This is a genomic window from Erythrobacter fulvus (genome assembly GCF_028595285.1).
Taxonomy (GTDB): domain Bacteria; phylum Pseudomonadota; class Alphaproteobacteria; order Sphingomonadales; family Sphingomonadaceae; genus Erythrobacter; species Erythrobacter fulvus.
This window is the reverse complement of record NZ_JAQQXQ010000002.1, coordinates 40,067-57,507: the sequence shown is the minus strand read 5'-3', so window position 1 is coordinate 57,507 and position 17,441 is coordinate 40,067. Positions and strand designations below refer to the sequence as shown.

Genomic DNA, 17,441 nt, shown 5'->3' with positions numbered 1-17,441 from the left:
TCGTGCCCCTATCACATGGTAATGTTCACAAGGCGACTCACCTCGGGTTAAGGTTGCCTATGGTCAGACAAAAGCCTGATCGGAACAGATGAACGGAGAAGATTGGCGCAATGGCACAAGGGCCGGACAGCACAGCAAAGGCACAGCGCAAGCTGCCGCTGCTGGCGTGCGGCGTGCTGGCGCTTGCCTTGCCGAGCGCCGGTCTGGCGCTGGCTGGCAAGAGCATACCGTCCGCGTCCGCTTCGATTGAGGCGATGGGCCTCAATGTTTTCACTCCGGCTTCCGTCGATCCCGAACTGGCTGCGCGCGTGGCCGACAAGGCACGGGCGCGCGGCATCCGCTTCACCCCTGCCGGGGCGAACCCGGTTTCGCGGGAGCGCACGGTGACGGTCGCGGTGCGGATCGACAATCAGGAAGCCCGCGCGATTACGGTGCGCAAGTCGATCGACGCGGGCCTCGGCCGCGGGATCGGTCTGGGCGGGCCGGAAGCCAGCCGGTTCCAGCTGGGCACGGCGCGCGGTTACAAGAGCTTTGCGCGTCCGGTCGAGCTGCCTTCGGAAGTCCGCCGCATGGCACTGCCCGATCTGGCGCAGTTCGAACCGTCCCGGCCCAAATCCGAAGACAAGCCTTCGCGCTTGCAGCCGCGGATCGAACTGGAAGATCGCGAAATCGCCGGTCGTTCGCCCAACACGCTCGATTCGATCGGTGCGCAGACGGTGGGCGTGGGTGGCAGCTTCCGGCTTTCGCCCAATCTCAACGTGACCGCGGGTGTGCGCTATTCGCAGGAACGCGAACGGCTCGATCCGCTCACCAATTCGGTGCAGGACAGCCAGGCCGTTTACGTCGGTACGCAGATCAAGTTCTGATCTCCCGTCCGCGCGGCCGGCTTTACGCATAGCTATTCCCCGCTTTCCCTGACGTTACGGCACGGCTAGATTGCCGCGCATCTGCTGCTGCATGAGGGGAGGGAGTGCCATGGGCCGGGTTGCTATCGTTACCGGAGGAACGCGCGGGATCGGGGAGGCGATCTGCAAGCGACTCCAGCGCCAGGGCCACACCGTCATCGCCAATTACGCCGGGAATGAGGAAAAGGCGCAGGCCTTCACCGCCGAAACCGGTATCCCCGCGAGGCGGTGGGACGTGGGCGATCACGAAGCCTGCCTTGCCGGATGCGCTGCGGTGGAGGCCGAGTTCGGCCCGATCGACATCGTCATCAACAATGCAGGGATTACCCGCGACGGGGTGCTCCACAAGATGAGCTTTGATGACTGGAACGAGGTTATGCGCATCAACCTTGGCGGGTGCTTCAACATGGCCAAGGCGACCTTTCCCGGCATGCGCGAGCGTGGCTGGGGCCGGATCGTCAATATTGGTTCGATCAACGGGCAGGCGGGCCAGTACGGGCAGGTCAACTATGCTGCTGCCAAGTCCGGCATCCACGGCTTTACCAAGGCACTGGCGCAGGAGGGCGCGAAGTTCGGGGTGACGGTCAACGCCATCGCGCCGGGCTATATCGACACCGACATGGTTGCCGCCGTGCCCGCGCCAGTGCTGGAAAAGATCGTCGCCAAGATCCCTGTCGGGCGGCTCGGCATGGCCGAGGAAATCGCCCGCGGCGTGGCCTTCCTCACCAGCGAGAACGGCGGCTTCATGACCGGTTCGACCATGAGCATCAATGGCGGCCAGCACATGTATTGAGGCGTGCCGAGCGCGGGTTCGCGCGGCGGCCCGCTCGCACCATTCGAAGTCGGCGCTCTGGTTGCGCTCCAAAACAAACGGCGCGGGAGTTGCCTCCCGCGCCGTTGTTGTTCGTGCCGCGAAGGTTCTGCTCAGAACACTTCGAACAGGCCGGCCGCGCCCATGCCGCCGCCGACACACATGGTGACGACGACGTACTTGGCACCGCGGCGCTTGCCTTCGATCAGCGCGTGGCCGGTGCAACGCGCGCCGGTCATGCCATAGGGGTGACCGATCGAGATCGAGCCGCCGTTGACGTTGAGGATGTCGTTATCGATGCCCAGCTTGTCGCGGCAGTAAAGCACCTGCACCGCGAACGCCTCGTTCAGTTCCCACAGCCCGATGTCGTCCATCTTGAGGCCGGTCTGCTTGAGCAGCTTGGGGATCGCGAAAACGGGGCCGATGCCCATTTCGTCGGGCTCGGTGCCAGCCACCGCCATACCGACATAGCGGCCGAGCGGTTCAAGGCCCTTCTGCTCGGCCAGCTTGGCTTCCATCAGCACGCTGGCCGACGAACCGTCCGACAACTGCGAAGCGTTGCCGGCGGTGATGCACATGCCCGGGCCCATCACCGGCTGAAGGCTCTGGAGACCTTCGAGCGTGGTCGAGGGGCGGTTGCCCTCGTCCTTGGCTAGGTTGACTTCGACATGGCTGATTTCGCCGGTTTCCTTGTCCTTCACTGCCATGGTCGCGGTGACAGGAACGATTTCGGCGTCGAACTTGCCCGCTTCCTGTGCGGCGGCGGTGCGCATCTGCGATTGCAGAGCATATTCGTCCTGCACTTCGCGGCTGATGTTGTAACGCTTGGCCACGGTCTCGGCAGTGCCGAGCATCGGCATGTAGACGTCCTTGTGCATCGCGATCAGCGAACGATCGGGCGACACGCGCATTTCCGGCGTCTGCACCATCGAGATCGAATCCTGACCGCCGCCGACCACGATATCCATGTTGTCGACGATGATCTGCTTGGCAGCGGTGGCGATCGCCATCAGGCCCGAGGAGCACTGGCGGTCGATGGTCTGGGCGGCGACGGTGACCGGGCAGCCGGCGCGCAGCGCGACCTGACGGCCGATATTGCCGGCCTGGGTGCCCTGGGTGAGCACTGCGCCCCACACCACGTCGTCGATTTCGCCCGCATCGATCTTCGCGCGTTCGATCGCGGGGGTCAGCGACAGCGCGCCCAGCGTCGCGCCGGGCGTGGCATTGAAGGCGCCCTTGTAAGCGCGCCCGATCGGCGTGCGGGCGGTGGAAACGATTACGGCGTCACGTGCCATGGGGGTATTCCTTTTCGAGAGGTTGGCCCCCGCGCGGGGGCGGGGGCATGATCGGAAGGTGTGTCGGCGCGGGGCAACCCGCCGGCCGGATCACACGAAGTAGAGCGTCATCCACTCGCAGATCAGGGCAGGCTTGTCCTCGCCTTCGATCTCGATCGTGATTTCGACGGTCTGCTGCCACTGGCCGGGCCGCTTTTCGGCCATTTCCAGCAGCTTCCAGTGGCCGCGGATGCGCTTGCCCGAACGGACAGGGGCGATGAAGCGGGTCTTGTTGCCGCCGTAGTTGACCGCCATCTTGATCCCGTCGACGCGCGGCATGTCGCTGTTGGCGGAAAGATAGGGGATCATCGACAGCGTCAGGAAGCCATGCGCGATGGTCCCGCCGAATGGGGTCATCTTGGCGGCTTCTTCATTGATGTGGATGAACTGGTGATCGCCGGTGGCATCGGCAAACTGGTTGATGCGCTCCTGGCTCATTTCCACCCATTCGCTGGTGGCGAAATGTTCACCGACCTTGGCGGCTATTTCCTGCGGGGTCATCGGCTCCTCCTCTTGGCTGGCGCTGACGGAATCCCGTGCCCGTCGCGCTGGTTTTGCGCGGGCTTCATGGCGCAACAACAGGGGCAGCGCAACTCGCAGTGCTATGCCGCTACGGCACTGCCGATCTTGCCGCCGATCGCATCGCGCCGCCTTGCACTGCGATCGCGCAGAGCGCGCGCCGAATCGATCCGCGCGCAATAGGAATTGAGCCCGATCTGCAGGCCCACCAGCATCAGCATCACCGGCTGATACCCGATCCCCTGAAAGGTCGCGCCGACAAGGTAGACCAGCGTGCCTATCTGCAACGCGGCGGCAAAGGGCGCGATCCACACTTCTTCCTCGGCGGTTTTGCCTTTCCAGCGGCGATAGATGCGCTCCATCTGCCACAGTCCCAGCCCATGCAGCGCCAGCCAGATCAGCAGCCCGGGCCAGCCCTGTTCACCCAGCAGCTCGAAGATCGAGGAATGGAATGCGCGGCCTTCGTCGACCACTTCCTGATACTGCACCGTGGTGGTGTTTCCATCGACCTGCTTGACCGGCATGACATAAGAAAAGCGGTTCGAGCGATAGGCATCGAACCCGCCGCCCAGCGGCTTTTCGGCGACGTAGTCCAATGTCCATTGCCACACCGCCATCCGGGTCGAAGCGCTTTCGTCGCCGCCCGGTTCGGCAAGCGTCGCCATCCGGTTGTAATAGCTTTGCGGCAGGAACGGCAGCGCGGCGAGGCCGAGCATCCCGGCGCCCGCAATGAACAGCAGCCGCCGCTTGGTATAGCGCAGCAACAGCACGCCAAGCGCGGCGATGCACAGCAGGCCGGTTCGCGCCTCGGTGCCGATCGGCACCAGCAGGCAGGCGAAGGTGAGCGCCACCGCGAACCCGGTCACCATCCAGTGCCGGGGGAAAACGGTGCCATGGCGGGTGAACCACCAGATCAGCGGGATCAGCCCGATCGCCACTGTCGCCAGGGTCGAGCTTTCGTAGACTCCGCTATTGTCGTTCACGAAGAACTTCAGGTTGTCGTATCCGCCCCCGCCCAGAAGCGTCTTCATGCCCGTCCCGATCACGATGGTGGCAATGGCCAGAACCAGCATCAGCCCCAGCGCCTCGATCCGGGCGCGGGTCGTCAGCGTGAAGGGCAGAAAGATCGCAAAGAGCAGCGCCTTCCACACCCAGTCCCACTTGGTCGCGGCGGCTTCGGGGAAATCGGCGTGGCCTGTCGTCCACCAGCAATAGACGAGCAGCGCCAGCATCAGCCCTTGCCGGACCGAGAAACGCGCGCCCTCCTTCCGGTCGAACACCAGCCAACCGCCGAAGGCTGCGGCAAAGGCGATCAATGAAACCGGCAGGCTGGCGATCAGCGAATAGCCGATCCGCTGCGGCGCGAGGATGTCGATATAGACATATAGCAGCACCCACAGGAACGGCCGCTTCAGCCCGAGCAGCAGGATGTAGCCAATGAAGGCGAGGAAAACGAGATCGAGCACGGGCTAGGCACCCGCATCCTTGCCCGCCGGATCGTTGCCCGACTTTGCACGGCGGGCGGCATTGCGACCGGCAGTGCTCGCCGCCATGCGGTTTTCCGCCGTATCCTTCTTCAGCCGCCCGATCAGCGGATCGGCGTCGAGATCGGCGCGCAGCACCAGCCGCAGCAGCGCGATGGCCATGAGGCCATGGCCGAGGGCAAGCGCGAAATAGTCGATCATCGGATGCGGCTCCAAAGCGGCGCGGACAGGCAGCCTTACCGCCACCCGGTTGACGCCGCGTTAAGCACAGCTGCGCTAGGGCACGGCGCATGACCCGCGTGCTCCACGTCCTCGACCATTCACTGCCGCTCCATTCCGGCTACACCTTTCGCACCCGCGCGATCCTCAAGGCGCAGCAGGGGCACGGGCTGGAGGTGCGCGGCATCACCGGCCAGCGGCATAATTGCGAGGCACCGGACAATGGCTCGCCGGAGGAGGCTGACGGGCTGATCTTTCATCGCACGCCGGGGCGACCCGAAGGCCCGCCTGCCTTGCGCGAGATGGGCGAGATAGAGGCGCTGACCACGGCCATTCACAAACTCGCGCAGGACTGGCGGCCCGACATCATCCATGCTCACAGCCCGGCCTTGTGTGGCGCGGCGGCAGAGCGTGCGGCACGCGCGCTTGGCATTCCCTTCGTCTACGAAATCCGCGCCTTCTGGGAAGATGCCGCCGTCGGCAACCTCACCGGCACCGAGGGGAGCCTGAAATACCGCCTCACCCGCGCGCTGGAAACGCGGGTGGCGCGCGCGGCGGATGCATTGTTCACCATCTGCCACGGGTTGAAGGATGATTTGGCGGCACGCGGGATTGCCGTGGATCGCATTCATGTCATGCCCAACGGCGTCGATCTGGACCTGTTCGGCGAGCCGGTGGCGCGCGACGATGCACTGGCAGCACAGCTCGGTATCGCAAGGCAAGCACCGGTGATCGGCTATATCGGCAGCTTCTACGCCTATGAGGGGGTGGACGATCTGATCGCCGCGATGCCGATCCTGCGGCAATCGCACCCCGATGCCCGCCTGCTGCTCGTCGGCGCGGGGCCGATGGACGCCGCCTGGCGCGCCGCCGCTGCCGCCCTGCCGGACCCGCAAGCGGTGATCTTCACCGGCCGCGTGCCGCATACCGAGGTGGAGCGCTATTACTCGCTGGTCGACGTGCTGGCCTATCCGCGCAAGAGCCAGCGCCTGACCGATCTGGTCACGCCCATGAAGCCGCTGGAGGCGATGGCGCAGCGCCGGCTGGTCGCGGCATCGGCCGTCGGCGGGCACCGCGAACTGATCACCGACGGCGAGACCGGCACGCTTTTCGCGCCCGACGATCCGGCCGCCTGCGCCGCGGCGCTTGCCCGGCTGTTCGGCGCGCGCGAAAGCTGGGAGGCGATCAAGGAGCGCGCCGTTGCCCATGTCCGCAACCGCCACGACTGGGCCGCCAATGCGCGTGATTATCTGTCTGTTTACCATCTCTTGCTAGCCCGGGACAACGAACAGCGAAAGGCGGGATAAAGGCGCATGACACGGGGGCAGAAGGACAAGCCGGGCAAGCGCAAGCACGCGCGCAAGCAGCGTCGGCCGCTGGCCACCCATCCGCTGTTCGCGCCGGTACTGGGCCTGTGGGGCGCGGCGCTGGGTGGTCTGGTGGTGCTGGTTCTGCCGCCGGCAACGGCATTTGCCGCCGCGGTGGCGATCGGGCTGGGGGTGCTGGGCGGTATGGCCCAGTTTGTGCTCGCCGCGCTGGCCGCGACGGTGCTTGGCACAGCGCTCTTCGTGATGGGCCGGAAGGCCGGACGCAATTCGCCGCGCCCGGCCAGTGACCCTTCGCTCGCCATGATGGCGCTGCGCCGGGTGCAGACGATCGACCCGGCAAGCGAACTGGGCAGCGCGAGCCTTGATGAACCGATCGAGACCATGCCTTTTGCCGCTCGCGAGCCGGAGGCCGAAGCCGCCGCACCGCAAGTAACACCGCCCCCGCCGCGCATGCTCGACCTGTCCGAATTTGCCGAATTGCCCGGTCGTAATGCGGTGTGGGTTGAAGAGACCGATGTGGCACCCGCTGCCGTTTCGGAACCCGATCACGTGCCCGATCCGCTTCCGGAAAGCGCACCTGTCGCCGCCGCCGTTGCTGCCTCGCCCGCGAATCCCGGTGTGATCGCACAATTGCGCGCGGTGCCGCCGAGCGAACTCAGTCTTGTGCAGATGGTCGAACGCTTTGCCGCCGCGCTTCACGAACGCCAGGCCGGCCCCGGGCCTTCCGGCCATCGTGCCGATCCCGCCGCGCGCGAAGCCGTGCTGGCCGAGGCACTGCGGGCGCTGGCGGCGTTGAGCGATGCGGACGATTCCGGTGCCGGGAGCGAGCCCTTGCGCGACGCATTGACCCGTCTGCAGGAATTGCGCGGGGCAGCCTGACCGCCAGAGATTCTAGCGGCGATTCCGCGCGAATCATGCAACCTGCGGGTCGCATTGATGCGAGACGCGCAATCTAACGATAGTCTGAATAGGCCTGCGGGAAATAAAGCTTCGCGCAAAGCCATTGCCAAAAGTGCTTCCTGTCGGCATGAGGGGGCCGAAACCGGGCAAGAGCGGCCGCCCGTGGCCCAACGCGCCCTATGGACCTGCCGGTGAGCGCGCAATCCCCTGCGAGCAGTCATGCTCGCAAAGCGCGTCTGCCGGCATCTGACAGATCGGACTTTTGCCATGGGATACCCCGTCTCCCAGGGTCTTTACGACCCCCGTAACGAACATGATGCCTGCGGCGTCGGCATGGTTGCGCATATCAAGGGCGATAAAAGCCACGCGATCATCGCGCAGGCGCTGGAGATTCTGGAAAAGCTCGATCACCGCGGCGCGGTGGGTGCCGATCCCCTGCTGGGCGACGGGGCGGGCATCCTGATCCAGATTCCCGATCCGCTGATCCGTCGCTGGGCCACGGAAAACGGCCATGATCTGCCGGCACCCGGCGATTACGCGGTCGCGATGTGCTTCCTGCCGCAGGACGATGCGGCGCGCGATTTCGTCAAGGCGCGCATGGAAACCTTCACCGCCAAGGAAGGCCAGCGCTTCGTCGGCTGGCGCGCGGTGCCCACCACGCAGGACGGCCTTGGCATGGCGGTGATCGCCTCGATGCCGGTGATCGAAATGGCGGTGATCGCGCGCGGGGCCAATTGCGCCGATCAGGACGCTTTCGAGCGCAAGCTGCTGGTGATCCGCAAGCAGGTGCAGAACCCGCTTGCCCAGCTGGCCGAACGCCACGGGCTGCCGGGGCTGGTAGACACCTACCTGCCCAGCTTCTCCAGCCGCACCATCGTTTACAAGGGGCTGCTGTTGGCGACCCAGGTGGGCAGTTTCTACGATGACTTGCGCGATCCCGAATGCGTGTCCGCGCTCGGCCTCGTCCACCAGCGTTTCAGCACCAACACCTTCCCCAGCTGGCGACTGGCCCACCCGTTCCGGCTGATCGCGCATAATGGCGAGATCAACACCGTGCGCGGCAACGTCAACTGGATGAACGCGCGCCGCCGCACGATGGAAAGCGAGCTGCTCGGCCCCGATCTCGACAAGATGTGGCCGATCATCCCGCACGGGCAATCGGACACCGCCTGTCTCGACAACGCGCTCGAACTGCTGATCGCGGGCGGATACTCGCTTGCCCATGCGATGATGGTGCTGATTCCGGAAGCCTGGGCGGGCAATCCGCAGATGGATCCCGATCGCCGCGCTTTCTACGAATATCACGCCGCGCTGATGGAGCCGTGGGACGGCCCGGCGGCGGTGTGCTTCACCGACGGTCGCCAGATCGGCGCGACGCTTGATCGCAACGGCCTGCGTCCCGCGCGCTATTGCGTGACGAAGGACGACATTGTCTGCCTCGCCTCGGAAAGCGGCGTGCTGCCGTTTGCCGAGGAAGACATCGTGCGCAAGTGGCGGCTTCAGCCGGGCAAGATGCTGCTGATCGATCTGGAGCAGGGCCGCATCATCGAGGATGACGAGCTGAAGGCCGATCTCGCCGGTGCCGAGCCCTATGCCAAGTGGCTCGAACAGGCGCAGTACAAGCTCGAGGACATCACCGATATCATCCCCGAGCTGGCCGCGGTTCCGCCCGAGGAAACCACGCTGCTCGAACGCCAGCAGGCCTTCGGCTACACGCAGGAAGACATCAGCCGCTTCCTCGAACCGATGGCTGTGGCGGGCGATGATCCGGTTGGCTCGATGGGTACCGACACGCCGCTCGCCGTGCTGTCGAACCGGCCGCGCCTGCTTTACGACTATTTCAAGCAGAACTTCGCGCAGGTCACGAACCCGCCGATCGATCCGATCCGCGAAGAGCTGGTGATGAGCCTCACCAGCATGATCGGCCCGCGCCCCAATCTGCTGGGCCATGATGCGGGCACGCACAAGCGTCTGGAAGTCGACCAGCCGATTCTCACCAACGAGGATCTGGCCAAGATCCGTTCGGTCGAGGAGGCGCTGGACGGCGCCTTCCGCTGCGCCACCATCGACATCACCTGGGACGCATCGACCGGCGCCGAGGGCATCGAGCTGGCGATCAAGGAAATGTGCTGGGCCGCGACCGAGGCGGTGCTGCAGGACCACAACATCCTGATCCTGTCCGACCGCACCCAGAGCGACACGCGCGTGCCGATGCCCGCGCTGCTCGCCACGGCGGCGGTGCATCATCACCTCGTGCGTCAGGGCCTGCGCATGCAGACCGGTCTCGTGGTCGAAACGGGCGAAGCGCGCGAGGTGCACCACTTCTGCGTGCTGGCGGGCTATGGCGCGGAAGCGATCAATCCCTATCTCGCCTTCGAGACGCTGGAGGCCCTGCGGGCCAAGCGGCACCCCGATCTGAGCCCCGAAAAGGTGCAGCAGAATTATATCAAGGGCGTGGGCAAGGGCATCCGCAAGGTGATGTCCAAGATGGGCATCTCCACCTACCAGTCCTATTGCGGCGCGCAGATTTTCGACGCGGTCGGGCTGTCGTCGGCCTTCGTCGAGAAGTTCTTCACCGGCACCGCCACCACCATCGAAGGCATCGGCATTACCGAGGTCGCCGAGGAAGCGCTGCGCCGCCACGGGCAGGCCTATGGCGACAACCCGATCTATGACGGGATGCTCGATGTCGGCGGGATCTACCAGTATCGCCTGCGCGGGGAGGAGCACGCCTGGACGCCGCAGAACGTCGCCCAGTTGCAGCACGCCGTGCGCGGCAATGATCCGAAGAATTACGAGGAATTCGCCAAGTCGATCAACGAGCAGTCGGAACGCCTGCTAACGATCCGCGGCCTCTTGGAGTTCAAGAAGGCCGACCAGCCGATCCCGCTCGACGAGGTCGAACCCGCCTCCGAGATCGTGAAGCGCTTCTCCACCGGCGCGATGAGCCTCGGCTCGATCAGCCACGAAGCGCACTCGACCATGGCGATTGCGATGAACCGCATCGGCGGGCGCTCGAATACCGGCGAGGGTGGAGAGGAGCCGTTCCGCTTCAAGCCGCTCGACAACGGCGATTCGATGCGTAGCCGGATCAAGCAGGTGGCAAGCGGCCGTTTCGGCGTGACCACCGAATATCTCGTCAATTCGGACGATATCCAGATCAAGATGGCACAGGGCGCGAAGCCCGGCGAGGGCGGCCAGCTGCCGGGGCACAAGGTCGACAAGCGTATCGGCGCGGTGCGTCACTCGACTCCGGGCGTGGGCCTGATCTCGCCCCCGCCGCACCACGACATCTATTCGATCGAGGATCTCGCCCAGCTGATCCACGATCTCAAGAACGTGAACCCCGTTGCCCGCATCTCGGTGAAGCTGGTGTCCGAAGTGGGCGTCGGCACGGTCGCTGCGGGCGTGTCCAAGGCGCGCGCCGATCACGTCACCATCGCCGGCTATGACGGCGGGACGGGTGCCTCGCCGCTGACCTCGCTGACGCACGCCGGCTCTCCGTGGGAAATCGGCCTCGCCGAAACCCAGCAGACCCTGCTCCTGAACGATCTGCGCAGCCGCATCGCGGTGCAGGTCGACGGAGGTTTGCGCACGGGCCGCGATGTCGCCATTGGCGCGCTGCTGGGCGCGGACGAGTTCGGCTTCGCCACCGCCCCGTTGATCGCGGCCGGGTGCATCATGATGCGCAAGTGCCACCTCAACACCTGCCCCGTCGGCGTCGCCACGCAGGATCCGGTGTTGCGCGCGCGTTTCACCGGCCAGCCGGAACACGTCGTCAACTACATGTTCTTCGTCGCCGAGGAACTCCGCCAGATCATGGCCGAGATGGGCTTCCGCACCGTCGAGGAAATGGTCGGCCGGGTCGACCGCCTCGACACCCGCCGGATGGAGCGCCACTGGAAGGCGCGCGGGATCGACCTTTCGCGCATCCTCCACCGGGTCGAGCTCAAGGACGGCGCTCCGCTCCACAATACCGAAACGCAGGATCACGGGCTGGAAGGCGCGCTGGACAATGCGCTGATCGCCGATTGCCGGAGCGCGATCGAGACCAGGCAGCCGGTGCAGCTGGCCTACGACATCCGCAACGTCCACCGCACTGTGGGCGCGATGCTGTCGGGCGAGATTGCCAAGGCGCACGGGCATGAAGGTCTGCCTACCGACACCATCCGCATCAACCTGACGGGCGTGGCCGGGCAGAGCTTCGGTGCGTGGCTCGCGCATGGCGTCACGCTCGATCTGGTCGGCGATGCCAACGACTATGTCGGCAAGGGGCTTTCCGGCGGCCGCATCATCGTGCGCCAGCCGGAAGGCGCGCCGCGTGCCTCGAACGAGAACATCATCGTCGGCAACACCGTGCTCTACGGCGCGATCGCGGGCGAGGCCTATTTCAACGGCGTCGCGGGCGAGCGCTTCGCGGTGCGCAATTCGGGCGCGATCGCGATTGTGGAAGGCACCGGCGATCACGGCTGCGAATACATGACCGGCGGCGTGGTGGTCGTGCTCGGCAAGACCGGGCGCAACTTCGCCGCGGGCATGAGCGGCGGGGTCGCCTATGTCTATGACCCGGACGGCGCCTTCACGAACCTCGTCAATCACGCGCAGGTCGATCTGCTACCCGTATCGGGCGAACCGGACGCCGAGGAAGGCACCGGACGGCCGTCGCAGCGCCCGCGCTCGGTCAACGACTTCGGCATGGGCGACATGCTGCGCCACGATGCCGAGCGGCTGCGTATCCTTGTCGAGCGCCACCAGCTCCACACTGGCAGCGCGCTGGCGGGAGAACTGCTGGCCGACTGGGACGTGGCGCTAACCCGCTTCGTCAAGGTGATGCCGCGCGATTACGCTGCCGCGCTGAAACGGCTCGAGGCGGAACGGATCGAAGCGGCAAGCGTCGCAGCGGAATAAGACTTCAGGAACGAGACCAAGACATGGGCAAGGAAACCGGATTTCTCGAGCTGGATCGCCGCGATCGCGATTATCTCGATCCGAAGGAGCGGCTGAAGAACTACCGCGAATTCGTCATCCAGCCGGATGATGCGACGCTGGGCGCACAGGCCTCGCGCTGCATGAATTGCGGCATTCCCTATTGTCACAACGGCTGTCCGGTGAACAACCTGATCCCGGACTGGAACCACCTCGTCTACGAGGCGGACTGGAAGCGGGCGCTGACCATGCTCCATTCCACCAACAACTTCCCCGAATTCACCGGCCGCATCTGTCCTGCCCCGTGCGAGGCGGCGTGCACGCTCAACATCATCGATCAGCCGGTGACCATCAAGTCGATCGAATGCGCGATCGTCGATCGCGGGTGGAAGGAAGGCTGGATCACGCCGCAGGTGCCGGAAAAGAAGACCGGCAAATCGGTCGCCGTGGTCGGTTCCGGCCCTGCCGGGCTCGCCTGCGCCCAGCAACTCGCGCGCGCAGGCCATTCGGTGACCGTGTTCGAGAAGTCCGACCGCGTCGGCGGTTTGCTGCGTTACGGCATCCCCGACTTCAAGATGGAAAAGCACCTCATCAATCGGCGCTGCCAGCAGATGGAAGCCGAAGGGGTGACCTTCAAAACCTCCAAGGAAGTCGGCGTCGATATCTCGTTCAAGAGCTTGCAGGAAAACTTCGATGCCGTGGTGCTGGCAGGCGGCGCGGAAGATGCGCGCCCGCTGTCGATCCCCGGTGCGGAGATGCCCGGCGTGCGGCTGGCGATGGAATTCCTCACCCAGCAGAACAAGCGTGTCGCGGGTGACGACGAATTGCGCGCCGCGCCGCGCGGCAGCCTTACCGCGACTGGCAAGCATGTGGTGGTGATCGGGGGCGGCGATACGGGCAGCGACTGTGTCGGCACCTCGAACAGGCAGGGTGCCAAAAGTGTCACCCAGCTCGAAATCATGCCCAAGCCGCCGGAGAAAGAGGACAAGGCGCTGACCTGGCCCGACTGGCCGATGAAGCTGCGCACCTCGTCGAGCCACCAGGAAGGCGTGGAGCGCGACTGGGCGGTGCTGGCCAAGCGCGTGCTGGGCGACGGCGAGACCGTGACCGGCCTCGAATGTGTGCGCGTCGAATGGGTCGGCGGCCAGATGCAGGAAGTCGCCGGCAGCGAATTCACCATTGCCGCCGATCTGATCCTGCTCGCCATGGGCTTTGTCGGGCCGAAGAAGGCGGGCCTGCTCGAACAGGCGGGCGTGGCGCTGAGCCCTCGCGGCAATGTCGATGCCGACACCGAAAGCTATGCCACCAGCGTGCCGGGCGTCTTCGCCTGCGGCGACATGCGGCGCGGGCAGAGCCTCGTCGTCTGGGCGATCCGCGAAGGCCGCCAGGCCGCGCGCGCGGTCGACGAGGCGCTGATGGGGGCTTCCGAACTGCCGCGCTGAGGCATGTCCGCTCCGCCCCTTCCCAAGGCGCTTGCCTTCGACGTATTCGGCACGGTCGTCGACTGGCGCACCAGCGTCACGCGCGAATCCGCAGCATTTCTTGCGGCCATCGGACGTAGCGATATCGATGCCGCGGCCTTCGCCGATGCATGGCGCGGGCAATATATCGCGGCGATGATCGGGATGCGAAAATCGGGTCGCGATTTCGTCCCGCTCGACGTCCTCCATCGCGAGATGCTCGAAGCCGCGCTGCGCGAGCGCGCAATCGACCCGGCAAGCCTCGACGAAGAGCTGCTGGCCGACTGGAACCGCGCCTGGCACCGGCTCGACCCGTGGCCGGACACGGTTGCGGGACTGACCCGGCTGAAGGAACGCCTGCCGATAGTCACGCTCTCGAACGGGAATGTCGCGCTGCTGCTCGCCATGGCGCGGCGTGCCGGCTTGCCGTGGGACGCGATCCTCGGCGCGGACGTCAGCGGGGCCTACAAGCCCGACCCTCGGGCCTATCTGCGGACCGCCGAATTGCTGGGTATTGCACCGGGCGAGTTATGTCTGGTGGCCGCACATCATGGCGATCTGACGGCGGCGCGCGCCTGCGGGCTACAGACTGCCTATGTCGATCGCCCGGACGAATATGGCGGCGCGCCGGCGCCTGACGCGCATTACGAACAGACGTGGGAATGGTCCGCGTCCAGCCTTACCGAGCTTGCCGACATGCTGGGCTGCTGAAGCCGCGCGCAGCCCTAGTCGTCCACCCGCTCGATATCCGCACCCACCAGCTGGAGCTTCTCCTCCAGCCGCTCGTAACCGCGATCGAGGTGATAGAGGCGGCGCACGGTGGTCTCACCCTCGGCGGCGAGTGCGGCGATGACGAGGCTCATCGAGGCGCGCAGGTCGGTCGCCATCACTTCCGCGCCGGTCAGGTGCTCGACACCCTTGACGATCGCGGTGCGGCCTTCGGTGGTGATGTCCGCACCCATGCGCGCGAGTTCTGGCACGTGCATGAAGCGGTTTTCGAAGATCGTTTCTTTCAGCACGCTGGTGCCCTCGGCCTTGCAAAGCAGCGCCATCAGCTGCGCCTGCATGTCGGTGGCAAGGCCGGGATAGGGCGCGGTGGTGAGGTTGGTGGCCTTAAGAGTGCCGTTAGCGCCGACAGTCACGCTCTTGGCATCCCACGTCACCTCGCAGCCGATTGCCTGAAGCGCGTGGATCGTCGCCATCATCTCGTCCGCGCGCGCGCCTTCAAGCCGCACCTCGCCGCCGGTGATCGCCGCAGCACAAGCGTAGGAGCCGGCCTCGATCCGGTCGGGCATGACGCGGTAGGTCGCGCCGTGCAGGCGCTTCACGCCGTGGATAACGAGGTTGGAAGTGCCGATGCCTTCGATCTCTGCACCCATCGCCACGAGCATGTTGCACAAGTCGACAATTTCCGGCTCGCGCGCGGCGTTGAACAACCGGCTGGTGCCGTTCGCCAGCACGGCGGCCATCAGCGCGTTCTCGGTCGCGCCGACCGAAACCACCGGGAAGTCGAAATCCCCGCCCGGCATCCCGCCGTCGGGCTGATAGGCCTTCACGTAGCCTTGCGCGAGTTCGATATGCGCGCCGAATGCCTCCAATGCCTTCAGGTGCAGGTCGATCGGACGGTTGCCGATCGCGCAGCCGCCGGGCATCGACACCGTCGCCTCACCCGCGCGGGCCAGCATGGGACCGAGCACAAGGATCGACGCGCGCATCTTGCGCACCAGATCATAGGGCGCGACGGTAGAAGTTATGCGGGTCGCCTCCATGCTCATCACCCGCCCGAAATCTTCAGGGCGCGTGCCCTGAATCACGGTGGTGACGCCGAACTGGTTCATCAGGTGCTGGAACCCGTCGATATCCGCCAGCCGCGGCAGGTTGCGCAGCGTCAGCGGCTCCTCGGTCAGCAGCGCGCAGGGGATCAGCGTGAGCGCGGCGTTCTTCGCACCGGAAATCGGGATTGTGCCGGAAAGGCGGTTGCCGCCGCGGATGATGAGTTTGTCCATGTTTTCCGCCTTAGCGAAATGTGTTTTTCGCGCAACTCGCAGGCGCGTGGTGGCGATCAATCATTGACCTCGCGGGACGCGCACGGCACGGGTTGCGCGGGGCGCACGACTTTCCGATCATAACCAGCGAGGGTGCCGAATGTCTCCCAAACCGATCCGTAAAGCCGTGTTTCCCGTTGCCGGTCTCGGCACCCGCTTCCTTCCGGCGACCAAGGTTGTGCCGAAGGAATTGCTCCCCGTGGTTGACCGTCCGCTGATCCAGTATGCGGTGGACGAAGCGCGCGAGGCGGGGATCGAACAGATGATCTTCGTCACCGGACGCGGCAAGACGGGCATCGTCGAGCATTTCGACATCGCCTTCGAGCTCGAACAGACCATGTCCGAACGCGGCAAGGATCTGTCGGTGCTCGAATGCACCCGCGCGACGCCGGGCGATGTCATTGCGGTGCGCCAGCAGGTGCCGTTGGGCCTTGGTCATGCGATCTGGTGCGCGCGGGCGATCGTGGGTGACGAGCCCTTCGCGATCTTCCTGCCCGACGAGTTGATGGTGGCGCGCGAAGGCGGCACCGGCTGCATGAAGCAGATGGTCGAAGCCTATAACGACGTGGGCGGCAACCTGATCTCGGTGCTGGAAGTCCCGATGGAACAGGTTTCCAGCTACGGCGTGATCGATCCCGGCAAGACCGACGGCGCGCTGACCGAAGTGCTCGGGCTGGTGGAAAAGCCCCCTGTTGACGAAGCGCCCTCTAACAAGATCGTCTCGGGCCGCTACATCCTCCAGCCCGAAGTGATGCGGGTGCTGGAAAACCAGGGCAAGGGCGCGGGCGGTGAAATCCAGCTGACCGACGCAATGGCCAAGATGATCGGCCAGCAGCCGTTCCACGCAGTCACTTTTGACGGCGCACGCTATGACTGCGGCAGCAAGGTCGGCTTTGTCGAAGCGACGCTGGCGATTGCCCTGTCGCGGCCCGACATGGGCGCGGATGTGCGGGCGATTGCGCTCGATCTGCTGAAATAGGCTGGCGGGGCAGCGTTGCTGGTATGGAAAAGCAGATGTCGCTTCATGCCTAAATCGCATCACACGAAACAGTCATCAAAAATTCTGCCAGCGACGATAGGCCGAAACGACTGGTGCAAGGCTGGCGAGCGTGGACGAGGAACATCGGGTCGGGTAGTACCAATAGTGATGAATTTTCCGCGACTGATTCATTGGCTCAGAAGCAGCATTGCAAGCCTGTTTGGGGTGAGAAGCAGTGAAGCAGCTGATGGTCGATGGTGGGAAATTGATCTACTCATTGTACTTATAGCTGGGTCGCTTGCTCTTGGGGCAATGGCTTGGATTGTATTATGATTTGTTTGCACTGACGTCATTGCCGCTGGCCCTCAAGCGAATAGTGCATTTGAGGTCTCTCCCAATCGCAAGTACTTGAAGTGCTTGAGTCGAAAAGGTTTTCCTGCTCCGGCGAGTCCAACCGGCTCGTTGGGTCAGTTCAGTGTCTTCTGCTGCGGCCAAGTGCAAAGGAAAGCTCAATGCAATCCTAGGCCAGCA

General features: G+C 65.0%; 13 protein-coding genes. 8 read left to right on the top strand and 5 right to left on the bottom strand.

Going from position 1 to position 17,441, the window contains the following annotated elements; translation table 11 throughout:
• The first annotated feature begins 110 nt into the window (after positions 1 to 110).
• Entirely contained in the window at positions 111 to 866 is a 756-nt protein-coding gene (locus tag OIK40_RS03130; RefSeq protein ID WP_273676142.1) for a hypothetical protein, read from the top strand.
• Positions 867 to 975: 109 nt separating this feature from the next.
• Positions 976 to 1,698: an acetoacetyl-CoA reductase gene (gene phbB, locus OIK40_RS03125; protein WP_273676140.1), complete on the top strand. Its 723-nt coding sequence runs from the start codon at positions 976 to 978 to the stop codon at positions 1,696 to 1,698.
• A 131-nt stretch (positions 1,699 to 1,829) separates the two neighbouring features.
• Here the strand turns inward: phbB and OIK40_RS03120 are convergent, their stop codons facing one another.
• The 4 genes from OIK40_RS03120 to OIK40_RS03105 all read right to left on the bottom strand — a co-directional run bounded on the left by OIK40_RS03120 (position 1,830) and on the right by OIK40_RS03105 (position 5,254).
• On the bottom strand, positions 1,830 to 3,011 hold the full coding sequence (locus OIK40_RS03120) for an acetyl-CoA C-acyltransferase (protein ID WP_273676138.1): 1,182 nt from the start codon (positions 3,009 to 3,011) through the stop codon (positions 1,830 to 1,832).
• A 90-nt stretch (positions 3,012 to 3,101) separates the two neighbouring features.
• Complete coding sequence (locus tag OIK40_RS03115; RefSeq protein ID WP_273676136.1) at positions 3,102 to 3,551, bottom strand: MaoC family dehydratase; 450 nt, start codon at positions 3,549 to 3,551, stop codon at positions 3,102 to 3,104.
• A gap of 101 nt (positions 3,552 to 3,652) precedes the next feature.
• Positions 3,653 to 5,035, bottom strand: a complete 1,383-nt coding sequence (locus OIK40_RS03110; RefSeq protein ID WP_273676134.1) for a DUF5935 domain-containing protein — start codon at positions 5,033 to 5,035, stop codon at positions 3,653 to 3,655.
• A 3-nt stretch (positions 5,036 to 5,038) separates the two neighbouring features.
• On the bottom strand, positions 5,039 to 5,254 hold the full coding sequence (locus OIK40_RS03105; protein WP_273676133.1) for a hypothetical protein: 216 nt from the start codon (positions 5,252 to 5,254) through the stop codon (positions 5,039 to 5,041).
• An 89-nt stretch (positions 5,255 to 5,343) separates the two neighbouring features.
• Between OIK40_RS03105 and OIK40_RS03100 the strand changes: the two genes are divergently transcribed.
• From OIK40_RS03100 to OIK40_RS03080, 5 genes are all read left to right on the top strand, one after another.
• On the top strand, positions 5,344 to 6,579 hold the full coding sequence (locus tag OIK40_RS03100; RefSeq protein ID WP_273676131.1) for a TIGR04063 family PEP-CTERM/XrtA system glycosyltransferase: 1,236 nt from the start codon (positions 5,344 to 5,346) through the stop codon (positions 6,577 to 6,579).
• Between the two features lie 6 nt (positions 6,580 to 6,585).
• Positions 6,586 to 7,479, top strand: a complete 894-nt coding sequence (locus OIK40_RS03095; protein ID WP_273676130.1) for a hypothetical protein — start codon at positions 6,586 to 6,588, stop codon at positions 7,477 to 7,479.
• A 288-nt stretch (positions 7,480 to 7,767) separates the two neighbouring features.
• Complete coding sequence (gltB, locus tag OIK40_RS03090) at positions 7,768 to 12,408, top strand: glutamate synthase large subunit (protein ID WP_273676129.1); 4,641 nt, start codon at positions 7,768 to 7,770, stop codon at positions 12,406 to 12,408.
• Between the two features lie 23 nt (positions 12,409 to 12,431).
• Positions 12,432 to 13,868, top strand: a complete 1,437-nt coding sequence (locus OIK40_RS03085) for a glutamate synthase subunit beta (protein WP_273676128.1) — start codon at positions 12,432 to 12,434, stop codon at positions 13,866 to 13,868.
• A gap of 3 nt (positions 13,869 to 13,871) precedes the next feature.
• Positions 13,872 to 14,597 (top strand): haloacid dehalogenase type II, encoded by a 726-nt coding sequence (locus OIK40_RS03080; protein ID WP_273676126.1) that lies wholly within the window; start codon positions 13,872 to 13,874, stop codon positions 14,595 to 14,597.
• A 14-nt stretch (positions 14,598 to 14,611) separates the two neighbouring features.
• Here OIK40_RS03080 and murA read toward each other — a convergent pair whose 3' ends face one another.
• Entirely contained in the window at positions 14,612 to 15,892 is a 1,281-nt protein-coding gene (gene murA, locus OIK40_RS03075) for a UDP-N-acetylglucosamine 1-carboxyvinyltransferase (RefSeq protein WP_273676124.1), read from the bottom strand.
• Between the two features lie 139 nt (positions 15,893 to 16,031).
• Here murA and OIK40_RS03070 point away from each other — a divergent pair, with 139 nt between their 5' ends.
• Positions 16,032 to 16,910 (top strand): UTP--glucose-1-phosphate uridylyltransferase, encoded by an 879-nt coding sequence (locus OIK40_RS03070; protein WP_273676122.1) that lies wholly within the window; start codon positions 16,032 to 16,034, stop codon positions 16,908 to 16,910.
• The last annotated feature ends 531 nt before the right edge of the window (positions 16,911 to 17,441 follow it).